Consider the following 15,080-nt stretch of genomic DNA (forward strand, 5'->3'; position numbering starts at 1 on the left):
CTGGGCAATCATGGAAGTGTGCAATGAGACTGATTCTCGCAGTGTTGTTGATGTTCAGCAGCTACGTTTACGCCAGTTGCGACAACATCAGCAACGACGACCAGCGTAACTATTGCAAGGCGCGGGAGGGCCGGGGCGGTTGTCAGAATATTAAGGACGACGACCAACGCAATGCCTGCAAAGCGGAAACAGAAGGTACGGGTGATTGTGGAAACATTCGCAACGATGACCAGCGCAACTATTGCAAGGCCAAGCAGGGCTCTGGCGGTTGCCAAAACATCAAGGATGACGACATGCGCAATGCGTGCAAAGCAGAAACAGGTGGCACCAGTGATTGTGGAAACATTCGCGATGATGACCAACGCAACTATTGCAAGGCCAAGCAAGGCTCGGGCGGTTGCCAAAACATCAAGGACGACGGCCTGCGCAATCAGTGCAAATCCTTGGAGCGCTAGTTGAACGGTTCACCGAGAGAACCCGGCAGGAGCCGTAAGCACATTTCAGATACAGGAAACCCGCATCACTGCGGGTTTTTTATGACTTGGTTTTACCTCTGTCCACCCTTCCCAATCAAAGCAAAAGCCTCTTTACCATAGGCACACACGCCAACTGAAGCCCGGACGGTGAGTGGTAAATCGCAGGCGCGTCACCCACAAAACCACATCGCCGGTAAAAGTCAGCCGCGTTCAACGTAGCGTCCAGAGTGACTGCCTTCAGCCCCAGGTCCCGCGCCAGGCATTCAAGGTGGTTCAGGACTTTCAAGCCGAGGCCGCGCTGCATAAAGCGTGGGAGTACAAAGATCGCGCCGATTTCGCCCGCCTCCAGGTCAAGCATGCCTGTCGCCACCGGCTCGTCCTGAATACAGCCCAGATAGAAGTGTTTTTCCATCAGGTCGTTGTACCCATCGCTGGCGGCTCCTGCCGTCCAGGCCAGCATTTGTTCCGTGGTGTAGGCGCCGATGCATTGGTGCCGTATCGCTTGCAGGCGAATGTCGAATGCTGTTTGGGCATCGCTTGGCGTCGCGCGTCTGATCTCAAACATTTTATTCTCCGTTAGCCATCGGTAGACGGAGCACTAAAAAGCCCCGTCCATTTCTGGCGGGGCCTTGGGTTATTACGTCAAAACCTGTGAACGCATGACCTCATGGCCCGCCAGAGGCGGTCATGGAGGAGCACATCATGTTCATGCGGCGTGTGTAGGTCATGGGGCGATAGTGTTTTGGAGGGGGCCGGTTTGTCAATCCTGGAACGCAATCACTCAGCGCTTATAGCTTTCACACTCATTGCGCTGGTCGCTGTCGGTATCAGAAGTTCGCCGGGGTGTTGGCGCTGATGATTTCGGCCTCATCCTGCCCAATGTTTCGAAACCGGTGCGGCAACGTCGTCGGAAAGTAATACCCGTCCCCGGCATTCAACACGCTGATCTGCCCGTCCACGGTCAACTCGACCGTGCCACGGGTGACGAGCCCACACTCCTCGCCTTCCGCGTGCACGATCGGCTCTTCCCCCGAACTCGCGCCCGGCGCGTATTGCTCGCGCAGCAGGCGCATCTGTCGGCCCGGCACGGAGGCGCCGATCAGCAGCAGGCGCAGGCCATGGCGGCCCAGGTCGGGCTGTTCGTTGGCGCGGAACACGTATTGGTGCTCGCGGGGCGGTTGGTCGAAGGTGAAGAAGTCCGCCAAAGACATGGGAATGCCTTCGAGCAGTTTTTTCAGGGAACTGACGGAGGGGCTGACGCGATTCTGTTCAATCAGGGAAATCGTGGCATTGGCGACGCCGCTGCGCCGGGCCAGCTCACGCTGAGACAGCTTGTGGCTTTCGCGCACCAATTTGAGTCGTGTGCCCGTGTCCATAACAGCCTTATGTGAGGAAAACTTAAGGGTATTGAAGGTGGATGGCGGGCGACGGTTGTCGCAGGATTCGCCGCTTTCCCAGCCTGCCGGCATGAAAGGCGGCTATTAAATCATGTTTGTGGGTGTTGCTCAGCAGCTTCGATAGACGGCAGGAAAAAAAGGCCTTCGGGCCTGACACTGGCCATTTCGGGTGCGCAAACTGTGAGTGCGAGCTTGTTCCCACAGCCTGGTCCCGGCCGTCCACAGATTTTATGCCAGCAGTAGAAGTCCTGTAGGCGCTGAGCTTGCTCGGCGCCTACAGGAATGACTAGAGACCGAAACGATCACGCAGCGCGTAATACGCGGCGCCCATGGCGGTGAGCGGGGCCTGGAAGGTTCGGCCGCCGAACATCGGCATGTGCGGCAAGGAAGCGAACGCGTCGAAACGCTCGGCGTCGCCACGGATCATTTCCGAGATCAGTTTGCCGGCCAGGTGCGAGCAGGTGACGCCGTGACCACTGTAGCCCTGCATGTAATAGGCGTTTTTCTCGATACGGCCGAATTGCGGCATGCGTGACATGGTCAGCAGGAAGTTGCCGGTCCAGCGGTAATCGATTTTCACGCCCTTGAGTTGCGGGAAGGTCTTGAGGATTTTCGGGCGGATCAGTTGTTCGATGTCGTCGGGTTCGCGAGCACCGTACACCACGCCGCCGCCATAAAGCAGACGGTTGTCGGCGGTGAGGCGGTAGTAATCGAGCAGGTAGTTGCAGTCTTCGACGCAGTAATTGTGGGTGATCAGGCTGCGAGCGACTTTCTCGGACAACGGTTCGGTGACGACGATTTGCGAGCCGCAGGGCATGCTTTTACGGGTCACGCGGGTGTCGAGATCCTGGGGCAGGTAGGCGTTACCGGCGATCAGCAAGTACTTGGCCCGCACCACGCCTTTGGCGGTGCGCACGGTGATCGGCTCGCCGTAGGTGATTTCCACCGCTGCCGATTGTTCGAAGATCTTGCCGCCCAGGCCGATGATGGCCGAGGCTTCACCGAGTGCCAGGTTCAACGGGTGGATGTGGCCGCCCTGCATGTCCAGCAGGCCGCCGACGTAGTTGTCACAACCCACTTCACGCTTGATCTCTGCCGCGTCGAGCATTTTCAGATTTTTGTTGCCGTAACGCTCCCAACTGCTTTTCTGCTCGGCCAGGCCTTTGAGCTGCTTTTTGTTCAGCGCGGCGAATATGCCGCCGGGGCGGTAGTCGCACTGGATGTCGTAGTGCTGGATGCGCTGACGGATAATGTCGGCACCTTCGAAGATCATGCTGCCGAGGATTTCCGCAGTCTTTTCGCCGTAGCGCTGTTCGATGACATCGACATCGCGACTGTAGGAGTTGACCAGTTGCCCGCCGTTACGACCGCTGGCGCCGAAACCGACTTTAGCGGCTTCAAGCACCGTCACGCGGTAGCCCGCCTCGGCGAGGAACAACGCCGAGGACAAACCGGTGTAACCGGCGCCGATCACGCACACATCGCATTCCACCAACTCTTCAAGCACCGGGAAGTCGCCGGTGTGGTTACGGGTCGCGGCGTAGTAGCTGTCTACATGATTTTGTTTAACAGAGCTTTGCGTCATAAATTTCTCCGAGGGCCACCGGCACACGCCCGTGGCCGCCGTTGTAGAAGGGTTAGAGCTTGATCCAGGTCGCCTTGAGTTCGGTGTACTTGTCGAACGCATGCAGCGATTTGTCCCGACCGTTACCCGACTGCTTGAACCCGCCGAACGGCGCGGTCATGTCGCCGCCGTCGTATTGGTTGACCCACACGCTGCCAGCGCGCAAGCCGCGAGCGAAGGTGTGGGCCTTGCTCAGGTTGCGGGTCCACACACCGGCGGCCAAACCGAAGATGCTGTCGTTGGCAATCGCCAGCGCTTCTTCCTCGGTATCGAAGGTGATCAGCGACAGCACCGGACCGAAAATTTCTTCCCGGGCGATGGCCATGGCATTGGTCACGCCGTCGAAAATCGCCGGGTCCACGTACAGGCCACCGGTGTCTTCAAGGGTGCGGCTGCCGCCCGCAATCAGGTGCGCGCCCTGCTGTTTGCCGACCTCGATGTAGCGCAAGACCGAATCCAGTTGACGCTGATCGACCACCGCACCGACGGTGGTTGCCGGGTCCAGGGCATGCCCCGGCTTCCAGGCTTGCAGCGCTTCCACCAACAGCGGAATGAACTGCTCGCGAATCGAGCGCTCCACCAGCAATCGCGAACCTGCGGTGCAGACTTCGCCCTGGTTGAAGGCAATCGCACTGGCCGCCGCTTGTGCTGCCGCACGCAAATCCGGCGCGTCGGCAAACACCACGTTCGGGCTCTTCCCCCCGGCTTCGAGCCAAACGCGTTTCAGGTTGCTTTGCCCGGCGTAGATCAGCAGTTGCTTGGCAATCGCGGTCGAGCCGGTGAAGGCCAGCACGTCGACGTCCATGTGCAACGCCAGCGCCTTGCCGACGGTGTGACCGAAGCCCGGCAGCACGTTGAACACACCTTTCGGGATGCCCGCCTCCAGCGCAAGTTGAGCGATACGAATGGCAGTCAGCGGTGACTTTTCCGAAGGCTTGAGGATGAACGAGTTGCCGGCCGCGAGGGCCGGGGCGAACTTCCAACTGGCCATGATCAACGGGAAGTTCCACGGCACGATGGCCGCGACCACGCCTGCCGGTTCGCGGGTGATGAGGCCCAGTTGATCGTGCGGCGTGGCGGCGACTTCGTCGTAGATCTTGTCGATGGCTTCGGCACTCCAGCGGATCGCGTTGGCGGTCGCTGGAATATCGATGCTCATGGAGTCGCTGATGGGCTTGCCCATGTCGAGGGTTTCCAGCAGCGCCAGTTCTTCCTGGTTCGCCAGAATCAGATCGGCGAACCGAATCAGGATGCGCTTGCGCATCGCCGGAGCCTGTTTGGCCCAGACGCCGGAGTCGAATGCGTGTCGCGCGACGATCACCGCCGCGTTGGCGTCGGCTTCGTCGGTGCTGGCGACGTTCGCCAGGAAGCGACCGTCCACCGGGCTCGTGCATTCAAAGGTGTCGCCGCTGAGTGCCGCGCGGTATTGACCGTCAATGAATGCCCGGCCTTCGAGTGTCAAGGACTGGAAGCGTTGCTCCCAATCGCTGCGAGTGTTTGCCATGGAAGTGACTCAACGCAGAGGAATAGTTGATTGGTCAGGTGGGTGCTCGGTTTGAGATCCAGCACCGTTGTCAGATCAAACCGTGTGCAAATACCAGTTGTACTCAAGGTCCGAGATGGAGTTCTCGAACTCGGCCAGCTCGCTTTCCTTGCACGCCACGAACACGTCGATGTACATCGGGTCGATGTATTTGGCCATGACTTCGTTGTCGTCCAACTCGCGCAAGGCATCGCGCAGGTTGTTCGGCAGGCTCTGTTCGTTCTGCTCGTACGAGTTACCTTCGACCGGGGCGCCCGGCTCGATTTTGTTGGTCAGACCGTGGTGAATACCGGCCAGCACCGAGGCCATCAACAGGTACGGGTTGGCGTCCGCGCCAGCGACCCGGTGCTCAATGCGCACGGCGTCCGCTGCACCGGTCGGTACGCGCACCGCGACGGTACGGTTGTCGATGCCCCAGCACGGCGAGTTCGGTACGTAGAACTGCGCACCGAAACGCCGGTACGAGTTAACGTTCGGGCAAAGGAAGGCCATCTGCGCCGGCAGGGTCTCGAGCACGCCGCCAATGGCATGGCGCAGTGCGTCGTTCTGCTCGGGGTCTTCGCTGGCGAAGATGTTGTGGCCTTCTTTATCCAGGATCGAAATATGGACGTGCAAGCCGTTGCCCGCCTGCCCCGGATAAGGCTTGGCCATGAACGTGGTGTCCATCTCATGGTCGTAGGCGATGTTCTTCACCAGACGCTTGAGCAGGACCGCGTAGTCGCAGGCCTTGATCGGGTCGGAGACGTGATGCAGGTTCACTTCGAACTGTGCTGGTGCACTTTCCTTGACGATGGCGTCTGCGGGAATGCCCTGCTCTTTTGCGCCTTCGAGAATGTCTTGCAGGCAGTCGACGTACTCGTCGAGGTCATCAATCAGGTAGACCTGAGTCGACATCGGACGCTTGCCGGAGATCGGCGAACGCGGCGACTGAGGGCGGCCGTTCACGTTGTCCTGATCGATCAGGTAGAACTCCAGTTCGAACGCGGCGCAAATAGTCAGGCCCAACGCATCGAATTTGCTCACCACCTGACGCAGCACTTCCCGTGGGTCGGCGAAGAACGGCTGGCCTTCGAGCTCGTGCATGGTCATCAGCAGTTGTGCGGTCGGGCGCTTCTGCCAGGGCTCGACGCAAAGCGTGCCGGGGATGGGGTAGCAGATGCGGTCGGCGTCACCGATGTCCAGTCCCAGGCCGGTGCTTTCCACGGTGGAGCCATTGATGTCCAGTGCAAACAGCGAGGCCGGAAGGTTGATGCCCTGTTCGTAGACCTTGTGCAGACTGGTGCGCTCGATGCGCTTGCCGCGCACCACGCCGTTCATGTCTGCAATCAGCAGGTCGACGTAGAGAATCTCGGGGTGTTTCTTAAGGAAAGCGTTCGCTTCGTTGAGCTGAACGGCACGCGGGGGGACCGACATGAGGCACCTATTGTGTTAATTATTATGTTCACAACCCTGTTGCGAGCCCAGTCAATCCGAAAGGCAAAGTGAAGTCAATAGCGAACATAGCGCGTTCATCGTCAAGTATTACGGTGTTTTTTGGCCCTGCTCGAAATACAAAGGGCCTGACAGGACCGCATATTCTGAACAGTCGACCAGCGGCGTTTAGAATTTTTTACATTGAAGTTGTTAAATAAAATCAACAACGCTAAGCTCTCGAAAAACCCGTCCAAGTGCGAACTTCGAGGTGATAAAAATGGCAATCAAGCCATTGATCGGCGCTGTTGCGTGCGCCACAACGATCGGTCAGCGCCCCCGCTCTGCGAGCCCGGACCAGTACCCGCGTGCTGTCCGCCGCGCTTGCGACATCATTGTTTTTCCGACCGGAGCCCGCAGGCCTGCACCTGTCACGGCAAACCCTGTCGCCCCTTCCCTGCTCCAGCACTCTCCCTGCGCCTGGCGGCGCATGCCGGCCACAAGCGGCGCGTCGTAGCGTGCGGTGACCGGCGACGGGGCAACTCCCGCAACGCCCAGCTCACATCAATCACTTGAACACCATTGCCCAAGGCAATGCGCACTCGTGCGCCAGCCGACCGGCACAACACCGTCACACGAGAACAACAAGCAACCTCAGGCAGCCAGGATGGCGGCGCCGAACAGACCCGCCCGGCGCGGGTTTCAACCACTTAAGTCAGGCCCCATTGGCCTGACGAAAAACACCTTTGGGAGTTTCACATGGCAAACGCCTCCAGCACTTACAGGAAGGCTCTTGAAGGTAACCAGCAACCCGGGAAGGTGCTGGTGAGGGTCGACCGCGTCACCAAGAAGTTTGACGAAACCGTGGCCGTGGACGATGTGTCCCTGGACATCCATCAAGGCGAAATCTTTGCCCTGCTGGGCGGCTCAGGTTCCGGCAAATCGACCCTGCTGCGCATGCTGGCCGGCTTCGAACGGCCGACCGAGGGGCGAATCCTGCTCGATGGCGTGGACATCACCGACATGCCGCCCTACGAGCGGCCGATCAACATGATGTTCCAGTCCTACGCTTTGTTTCCGCACATGACGGTCGCGCAGAACATCGCTTTCGGCCTCAAGCAGGACAAGATCCCGTCTGCCGAGGTCGACGCCCGCGTGGCCGAGATGCTCAAACTGGTGCAGATGAGCCAGTACGCCAAGCGCAAGCCGCACCAGCTCTCCGGCGGTCAGCGTCAGCGTGTTGCGTTGGCCCGCTCGTTGGCCAAGCGCCCCAAGCTGTTGCTGCTCGACGAACCGATGGGCGCGCTGGATAAAAAACTGCGTTCGCAGATGCAGCTCGAATTGGTGGAGATCATCGAGCGGGTCGGCGTGACCTGCGTGATGGTGACTCACGACCAGGAAGAGGCCATGACCATGGCCGAGCGCATCGCGATCATGCACCTGGGCTGGATCGCCCAGATCGGCAGCCCGGTGGACATCTACGAAGCCCCGGTCAGCCGTCTGGTGTGTGAGTTCATCGGCAACGTCAACGCGTTCGACGGCACCGTCATCGAAGACCAGGAAAGCTACGCCGTCATTCATTGCCCAGACCTCGATCAACACATTTACGTCGGTCACGGCGTCAGCACGTCGGTGCAGGACAAGTCGACGACCTACGCCATTCGCCCCGAGAAAATGCTGGTCACCACCGTCAAGCCCGAGACGCGCTACAACTGGTCCACGGGCAAGGTCCATGACATTGCGTACCTCGGCGGGCATTCGGTGTTTTACGTGGAATTGCCGAGCGGCAAGATCGTGCAGTCGTTCATGGCCAACGCCGAACGCCGTGGCACGCGCCCGACCTGGGACGACAAGGTCTACGTCTGGTGGGAAGACGACAGCGGCGTGGTACTGCGCGCATGAGAACCCTCAGCCAGCACTTTCAGCGTTTGATCCCCAGCGGGCGCAAGGTCGTCATCGGCATTCCATTTCTGTGGCTGTGCCTGTTCTTCATGCTGCCGTTCTTCCTGGTGATGAAGATCAGTTTCTCGGAAGCGGCCCTGGCCATTCCGCCCTACTCCGAAATCTACGGCTACGCCGAGCAAAAGTTTCAGCTGCTGCTGAACCTCGGCAACTACGCCCTGCTGGTCGGTGACGAACTGTACATCGCTGCCTACCTGGGCTCGTTGAAGGTGGCATTGCTCAGTACCGCCATGTGCTTGCTGATCGGCTTTCCGATGTCCTACGCCATCTCCAGGGCCAATAAAGAAGCGCAGAACGTTTTGCTGCTGCTGATCATGATGCCGACCTGGACGGCGATTCTGATCCGCGTTTACGCGTGGATGGGCATCCTCAGCAACAACGGCTTGCTCAATGCCTTCCTGCTATGGACCGGGTTGATTTCCAGCCCGATAGAAATCCTCAACACCAACACGGCCGTCTATATCGGCGTGGTGTACGCGTACCTGCCGTTCATGGTGCTGCCGCTGTACGCCAACCTGGTCAAGCACGACGAAAGCCTGCTGGAGGCCGCCTCAGACTTGGGCTCAAGCACCTTCAACAGCTTCTGGAAAATCACCGTGCCGCTGGCCAAGAACGGCATCATCGCCGGCTGCATGCTGGTGTTCATTCCAGTGGTGGGCGAGTTCGTGATCCCGGAACTGCTGGGCGGTCCGGAAACCCTGATGATCGGCAAAGTGCTCTGGCAAGAGTTCTTCAACAACCGTGACTGGCCGGTGGCGTCTGCGTTGGCGGTGGTGATGCTGGCGATCCTGATCGTGCCGATTTTGCTCTTCAACCGCAGCCAGGCCAAAGAGATGGAGGGACGGGCATGAACCGTTTCGGGTTTTCAAGATTGATGCTGGTGTTCGGCCTGTTGTTCATTTACTTGCCGATGCTGATCCTGGTGATTTACTCGTTCAACGCCTCGAAACTGGTGACGGTCTGGGGCGGCTGGTCGGTGAAGTGGTACGTCGGCCTGCTGGATAACACCCAACTGATGGGCTCGGTGGTGCGCTCCCTGGAAATCGCCTGCTACACCGCGATTGCCGCGGTAGCGCTGGGCACCCTGGCCGCGTTCGTGCTGACCCGTGTCACCCGCTTCAAGGGGCGCACGCTGTTCGGTGGCCTGGTGACCGCGCCGCTGGTGATGCCGGAAGTGATCACCGGTCTGTCGCTGTTGCTGCTGTTCGTGGCCATGGCACAGATGATCGGCTGGCCGCAGGAACGTGGCATCGTCACGATCTGGATCGCCCACACCACGTTCTGCGCCGCGTATGTCGCAGTGGTGGTTTCAGCACGTTTGCGTGAGCTGGACCTGTCCATCGAAGAAGCCGCCATGGACCTTGGCGCCCGTCCACTGAAAGTGTTTTTCCTGATCACCATACCGATGATCGCGCCATCGCTGGCGGCGGGCGGCATGATGTCGTTTGCCCTGTCGCTGGATGACCTGGTGCTGGCGAGTTTCGTGTCGGGGCCAGGTTCCACGACCTTGCCGATGGAAGTGTTCTCGGCGGTGCGCCTGGGCGTGAAGCCCGAGATCAATGCGGTGGCCAGCCTGATTCTGCTGGCAGTGTCGCTGGTCACCTTCATGGTCTGGTACTTCAGCCGCAAGGCCGAAGCCAACCGCAAGCGCGCCATTCAGGAAGCCATGGAACAGACGGCCAACGAGTCCTGGAAACAACCCGCACCCCGCGTAATGGAAGCGACGGCCTAGGCCGTCGCAGCTCTGCACTTCCTCGGTTTGGGTGATTTTTGGCGCCTGCGGGCGCTTTTTTGCTTTGGGCTCGCGCCGAAGGTCAGATGCAACAGCTCTGCCCCCCTGCATTCGCACCCAGAAGATCAGTGGTCATACACGGGCACCGGACGCCTGCTATGCCTTCCCATGGGAGCGTTCATTTTGGCAGCCCGGACTGGGGGCTGGAATCAGATGCGTGGAGTCGGTCGCAGCGCCAGTCGGTTTTGCGAACAGAAAAACTGGCGGTCTCGACCAGGAGGTGAAAGATGCTTTTCATTGTCAGTTGGTCAATCAGCCCCGAACGTCGTAACAGTGCTATCGAGCGCTTTCTCAAGACAGGTGCGGTTCCACCGGCAGGCGTAACCATGCTGGGACGCTGGCATGCCGTGGGCCGCATGACCGGTTTTGGCGTCGCAGAGGCCAGCGATATCACTCAGATCCAGAAGTGGGTGCTTGACTGGAGTGACCTCATGAACATGGAAGTCTACCCCGCATTGACCGACGAACAAGCCGCGCCGCTCCTGGCCGCCGCGCTCGGCCAACACTAGTTCGCGCCCGAAAAGCCGCGAAGCAAAAGGCAGGGAGTCATTACGGCTCATCTGCCTTTTTTACCTCCCTCAGACGTTCCTCGGCTGCACCGCGCCCTCCAGCCAACGCTTGAACGCCGTCATGGCTGAAGTTTCGGCCCGTGATTGCAGACGCGTCAGCCAGTAGCTTCCGGTGATGATGCCGATGTCGAAAGGCTGCTCAACGGCGCCACTCTCCAATTGCCGACAGAACATCATTGCAGGCACCAGGGCTACGCCTGCGCCTTGAAGCGCGGCTTCCATCATGGCCAGCGAGGAATCGAAGACGATGCTGCGGGGGGCCAGGTTATTACTTGCAAGGCCGGCAGCCTGAAACCACTCGGGCCATTCGTCAGATCGGTAGGAACGCAGCAGCGTTTGCTTCAACACGTCGGCCGGTGCGTGCAGTTGCTGCGCAATCCGTGGGACACACAGGACTGACAGCGGCGCGTCCAGCAGGCGAGTCGCCTCAATGCCGTGCCATGCTCCCGCACCAAACCGGATCGCGTAGTCGAGCCCTTCGGCGGCCACATCCACGCGGTTGTTGTTCGTCGAGAGCCGCAGATCAATCAAGGGATGCCTGGCCTGAAAATCTGCCAGGCGCGGCAACAGCCAGCCCACCGCGAACGTCCCCACGGCACCCACGGTGAGCACTTCCCGAGAGTGCCCACCCTCGAAGCGCTCCAGCGCCTGCGCTATCCGGTCAAAAGATTCGACCAGCACCGGCAGCAAAATTTCGCCTTCACTGGTCAGCATCAAACCTCGCGGCAAGCGCTTGAACAGCGTCACGTTCAACTGGCTCTCGAGCCCTTTCACCTGATGGCTTACGGCGGCCTGCGTGACACACAGTTCAACCGCCGCCCGGGTAAAACTCAAATGGCGCGCAGAAGCCTCAAAGGCGCGCAAGGCATTCAGCGGCAGATGAGGTCGAATCATCCTTAACTCCCAAGTTTTTCTAATGGCTCATCTGTAATATCGTCGTTTGCCGATTGTCCGCGAACTGCCTAGATTTAGCTCGCCTGCGAAGGCCCGGACAACCGTTGCCAACAAACAGGCCCGTCAGTGGCCGCACACTCTGGCACTCGCACCGACGCGAAAGCGCTGGGTTACCGCAACCGGCCGCGCAGGAGTCTGCACGGAGTCCGGCGGTTAAAACAATGAAGTTTCAGGAGTAGCGGATCAATCATGCACGAAAACAACAGAGTCACACGAGCAACCCTCAGCGCCTGCGCACTGCTGCTCGTCGCGGCCAACTGCGTCGCCGCCGACCAAGCCGAGGACCGTCTCAAGCACATCGTGGACGCGGCCATCCAGCCGCTCATGCAGGAACAGGATATTCCCGGCATGGCTGTGGCGATCACTCTGGATGGGAAACCCCATTACTTTAACTACGGCGTCGCCTCAAAACTCAGCGGGCAAGCGGTCACCGACGACACCCTGTTCGAGATCGGTTCGGTCAGCAAAACCTTCACCACAACACTGGCCGCTTACGCCCAGGCAACCGGCAAGCTCTCGCTGTCGGAGCAGGCAAGCCACTACCTGCCGGCATTGCGCGGCAGCGCGTTCGACCATGTCAGCGTGCTCAACCTGGGCACCTACACCGCCGGTGGCTTGCCGTTGCAGTTCCCGAGCAAGGCGGATGATCCGCACCACATGATCGGCTATTTCAAACAGTGGAAACCGACTTACGCCGCCGGCACACACCGTCTCTATTCTAACCCCAGCCTTGGCCTGTTTGGCTATCTGGCCGCCCAGAGCCTGGGGAAACCGTTCGACGACCTGATGGAAAACATGCTGTTCCCCAAACTGGGCCTCACACACAGCTACCTCAAGGTTCCACGGGACCAAATGAGCCTTTACGCCCAGGGCTACACAAAGGACAACACACCCGTGCGGGTAGATCCGGGCGCCCTGGACTCAGAGGCGTACGGCGTCAAATCCAGCGCCGCCGACCTGGTTCGCTACATCGAGGCGAACATCAAGCCGACCACTCTGGATGAGCCATTACAGCGCGCGATTGCCTTGACCCATACCGGCTACTACACGACGGGCGGCATGACCCAGGGCCTGGGATGGGAGTTCTACCCTTACCCGGTCGCGCTCGACCGATTGTTGGCAGGCAATGCGTCTCATATGGCGCTCGAGCCCCAAAAGGTCACGTGGCTCACGCCGCCACAGCCCCAACCGGAAAACGTACTGTTTAATAAAACCGGGTCCACGGGTGGGTTTGGTGCTTACCTGGCCTTCGTTCCAACCCGGAACATGGGGATCGTGCTGCTGGCCAACAAAAACTACCCGATCCCCGCCCGAATCAAAGTCGCCCACGACATCCTCTCGGCACTCGATGCTCGCAATGGTACCGGCCAGCAGGAGTAAGTACTTTTTGAGCGTTTCAGAAGGCGCGAGCGGGCCCGACTCATCGTCGGGCCCCGGCGCCGGCTGTTGATGCCACCCCGCACTATAAGGATCGGACCTGCATCAATCATGGACCTATGCCTTCATGTCCCTGGTCAGGCACTCGCCAGAGCATCAGAGTCGCGAGGCCCTGGCCACCGCGTGCAGCCAATGGACGAGACGCATGGAGACTCTGAATCGACAGCTTGAATCAACCGGGGCCTACGTCAGTGGCGACGGGTTTTCCCTAGCGGACATACCCCCAAAGGTGTTTGACCACCCGGATGGTCAACCCTGAGTTGATCGGAGGTGGCCACCCGGACCATCATGAGAGCCCGCATGTTCATGCGACGAACAAAAAGGGAGAAAAATAGTATTTACCTGCTCGGCAGGACGCTCAGGACACTAGCATGAAGCGCTATAAAATCTTATGTTACAAATCAGAATTTTATGAATTTAAAAGAAAATCAAACGACTACATAAGAGAGATGCCTGCGAAAGAGCACGATCAGTTTGCGTTATTGATGGCCATCAGCCCAGAAGGCGCTGTTGGTTTTGATACAACTCCTCAAGGTTGTTCTGCAATAAGCGCTCTTGCTTCCAAATGCTATTTTGTTGACCTGCGCAGACCAAGCATTCAGCCACCACAAGAAAAACATACAGGCCTTGTACCTTCATTCCTATTTCGGGATAAAAGCGGAGAATTTGAGAAGCTATTTGACGAACACATAAAATATGAAAATGACATCAAGAAATATAAAATACTTTCAAGACATAGATACGCGGAAAAACCTTCAGCTTCGACCCTAGCCAGCCTTTTACAAAGCAACAGCCTATCGATAACCAAGGACGTATACGACGCCTTGCAGGAGGCCTGCCACTATATAATCAGACCGGTCATGTCGGGCGAGCACGGGCGTGGTGCGTTCAATATTTTCTCAAATAACCTGGACTTTTTTTTCGACGAATTTAAATCAATAGTTGGTGATTCTGGCGAAGTAACATTCGTAGACGCATCTAAGCTTGTATATGACTAGGGTCTGTACGAAAAGTCGCCGAGTGGCGATCAGGCGAGGCAAAAACAGGCGAGGAAGCGGAGTTTACGGGTTGTAAATGAGCATTCCGAGCCTGTTTTTAACGCAGCATGATCGACACGCAGGCAGTTTTCGTACAGAGCCTAAGAACCACCGTAAAACTTACAGACAATATCGCGTTTCCGATAAGCCTATGACGCAGTGCCTCGGCGACTCCACGACTCATGGTGGCGTGGTATTGGAAGCCTTTTCCCAAACCGACCTCAATGGCAAACCCATTTCTGGCGTCGGCCACAAAGTCGAATGTCAAAGAAAGCGAACATATGCCTATTCGACCGCCCAATGTTCCTGATGATTCGAAGCTGAAAGAATGGGCGAGTACCCGGGAGCGGAGTCTAATCACACCCTGACTGATGCTGTATTGAAATCCATTGGCTGTAAGGAAACTAAACAATGACTGAAAAGCTAGAAGTTATTGATACCCTTCAAGCATTTTTAGATAAGGTTTATGGGGAGGCTTCGAAAAAACAGGATATTGAGCTCAAGAGAAATCATGGCCACTACGATTACGCTGGTGAAAAATTCTGTATCTACGTGACTATTTTCCCTCATGAAGTCGAGCTTATTTTTGAAGGCAGGGAGGTTGGTGCTGGTGTTTTCATTGTTACTCTGGATATGTGCACGTCAGACGGAGAGATACTGAGTAGCGACATTGTATCTGTGAGCGGAAAAAGTGGCGAGATCAAGGCCATGTTAGTTTCGCAAGAAGCGTTAGTGCTTGCACAACTGCTGAGTCTTTTCGACGACCTAATGGAACCCTAGGCAGAAGAAACGGCTATAGAGCGTCATTGACTATTCCAACCGACTCGACATTAATGAAACAGATACTGGGGATTGCCTGCCCCTCTTTACCACAACACC

Annotated in this window: 14 protein-coding genes and 2 pseudogenes; 10 read left to right on the forward strand and 6 right to left on the reverse strand. The window is 58.1% G+C overall.

Annotated features, from left to right (window positions below; translation table 11 throughout):
- Positions 1 to 23: 23 nt before the first annotated feature.
- Positions 24 to 455, forward strand: a complete 432-nt coding sequence (locus AABM54_RS15360; RefSeq protein WP_347900834.1) for a hypothetical protein — start codon at positions 24 to 26, stop codon at positions 453 to 455.
- A 115-nt stretch (positions 456 to 570) separates the two neighbouring features.
- Here AABM54_RS15360 and AABM54_RS15365 read toward each other — a convergent pair whose 3' ends face one another.
- The 5 genes from AABM54_RS15365 to AABM54_RS15385 all read right to left on the reverse strand — a co-directional run bounded on the left by AABM54_RS15365 (position 571) and on the right by AABM54_RS15385 (position 6,453).
- A complete protein-coding gene (locus AABM54_RS15365) occupies positions 571 to 1,041 on the reverse strand; it encodes a GNAT family N-acetyltransferase (RefSeq protein ID WP_347900835.1) in 471 nt (156 codons plus the stop codon).
- A gap of 262 nt (positions 1,042 to 1,303) precedes the next feature.
- Positions 1,304 to 1,852, reverse strand: coding sequence for a cupin domain-containing protein (locus AABM54_RS15370; RefSeq protein ID WP_347900836.1), 549 nt, complete (start codon positions 1,850 to 1,852; stop codon positions 1,304 to 1,306).
- 307 nt (positions 1,853 to 2,159) lie between these two features.
- Entirely contained in the window at positions 2,160 to 3,458 is a 1,299-nt protein-coding gene (locus tag AABM54_RS15375; protein WP_347900837.1) for an FAD-binding oxidoreductase, read from the reverse strand.
- Positions 3,459 to 3,510: 52 nt separating this feature from the next.
- Entirely contained in the window at positions 3,511 to 5,001 is a 1,491-nt protein-coding gene (locus AABM54_RS15380; RefSeq protein ID WP_347900838.1) for an aldehyde dehydrogenase, read from the reverse strand.
- A gap of 75 nt (positions 5,002 to 5,076) precedes the next feature.
- A complete protein-coding gene (locus tag AABM54_RS15385) occupies positions 5,077 to 6,453 on the reverse strand; it encodes a glutamine synthetase family protein (protein WP_347900839.1) in 1,377 nt (458 codons plus the stop codon).
- 756 nt (positions 6,454 to 7,209) lie between these two features.
- Here AABM54_RS15385 and AABM54_RS15390 point away from each other — a divergent pair.
- The 4 genes from AABM54_RS15390 (at position 7,210) to AABM54_RS15405 (ending at position 10,713) form a co-directional block, all read left to right on the forward strand.
- Positions 7,210 to 8,352 carry a polyamine ABC transporter ATP-binding protein gene (locus AABM54_RS15390; RefSeq protein WP_347900840.1) on the forward strand — a complete coding sequence of 381 codons (1,143 nt, stop codon included), beginning with the start codon at positions 7,210 to 7,212 and terminating at the stop codon, positions 8,350 to 8,352.
- 29 nt (positions 8,353 to 8,381) lie between these two features.
- A complete protein-coding gene (locus tag AABM54_RS15395) occupies positions 8,382 to 9,263 on the forward strand; it encodes an ABC transporter permease subunit (protein WP_347906214.1) in 882 nt (293 codons plus the stop codon).
- Complete coding sequence (locus AABM54_RS15400; RefSeq protein WP_347900841.1) at positions 9,260 to 10,144, forward strand: ABC transporter permease subunit; 885 nt, start codon at positions 9,260 to 9,262, stop codon at positions 10,142 to 10,144. The genes AABM54_RS15395 and AABM54_RS15400 overlap by 4 nt, the downstream gene beginning before the upstream one ends.
- Positions 10,145 to 10,431: 287 nt before the next feature.
- A complete protein-coding gene (locus tag AABM54_RS15405; protein WP_347900842.1) occupies positions 10,432 to 10,713 on the forward strand; it encodes a DUF3303 family protein in 282 nt (93 codons plus the stop codon).
- Positions 10,714 to 10,782: 69 nt separating this feature from the next.
- Here the strand turns inward: AABM54_RS15405 and AABM54_RS15410 are convergent, their stop codons facing one another.
- Positions 10,783 to 11,667, reverse strand: a complete 885-nt coding sequence (locus AABM54_RS15410) for a LysR family transcriptional regulator (RefSeq protein WP_347900843.1) — start codon at positions 11,665 to 11,667, stop codon at positions 10,783 to 10,785.
- 249 nt (positions 11,668 to 11,916) lie between these two features.
- On the opposite strand from AABM54_RS15410, the gene ampC reads away from it, so the two are divergent.
- The 5 genes and pseudogenes from ampC (at position 11,917) to AABM54_RS15435 (ending at position 14,981) form a co-directional block, all read left to right on the forward strand.
- On the forward strand, positions 11,917 to 13,107 hold the full coding sequence (gene ampC / locus AABM54_RS15415) for a class C beta-lactamase (RefSeq protein WP_347900844.1): 1,191 nt from the start codon (positions 11,917 to 11,919) through the stop codon (positions 13,105 to 13,107).
- A gap of 91 nt (positions 13,108 to 13,198) precedes the next feature.
- Positions 13,199 to 13,387: pseudogene (locus AABM54_RS15420) on the forward strand (glutathione S-transferase); the annotation flags it as partial.
- Between the two features lie 148 nt (positions 13,388 to 13,535).
- A complete protein-coding gene (locus tag AABM54_RS15425; RefSeq protein WP_347900845.1) occupies positions 13,536 to 14,162 on the forward strand; it encodes a hypothetical protein in 627 nt (208 codons plus the stop codon).
- 190 nt (positions 14,163 to 14,352) lie between these two features.
- Positions 14,353 to 14,466, forward strand: a pseudogene (locus AABM54_RS15430) (PAAR domain-containing protein); the annotation flags it as partial.
- A gap of 146 nt (positions 14,467 to 14,612) precedes the next feature.
- Positions 14,613 to 14,981 (forward strand): hypothetical protein, encoded by a 369-nt coding sequence (locus tag AABM54_RS15435; RefSeq protein WP_347900846.1) that lies wholly within the window; start codon positions 14,613 to 14,615, stop codon positions 14,979 to 14,981.
- The last annotated feature ends 99 nt before the right edge of the window (positions 14,982 to 15,080 follow it).

It is taken from the genome of Pseudomonas purpurea (genome assembly GCF_039908635.1).
In the GTDB taxonomy this organism is placed as follows: Bacteria; Pseudomonadota; Gammaproteobacteria; order Pseudomonadales; family Pseudomonadaceae; genus Aquipseudomonas; species Aquipseudomonas purpurea.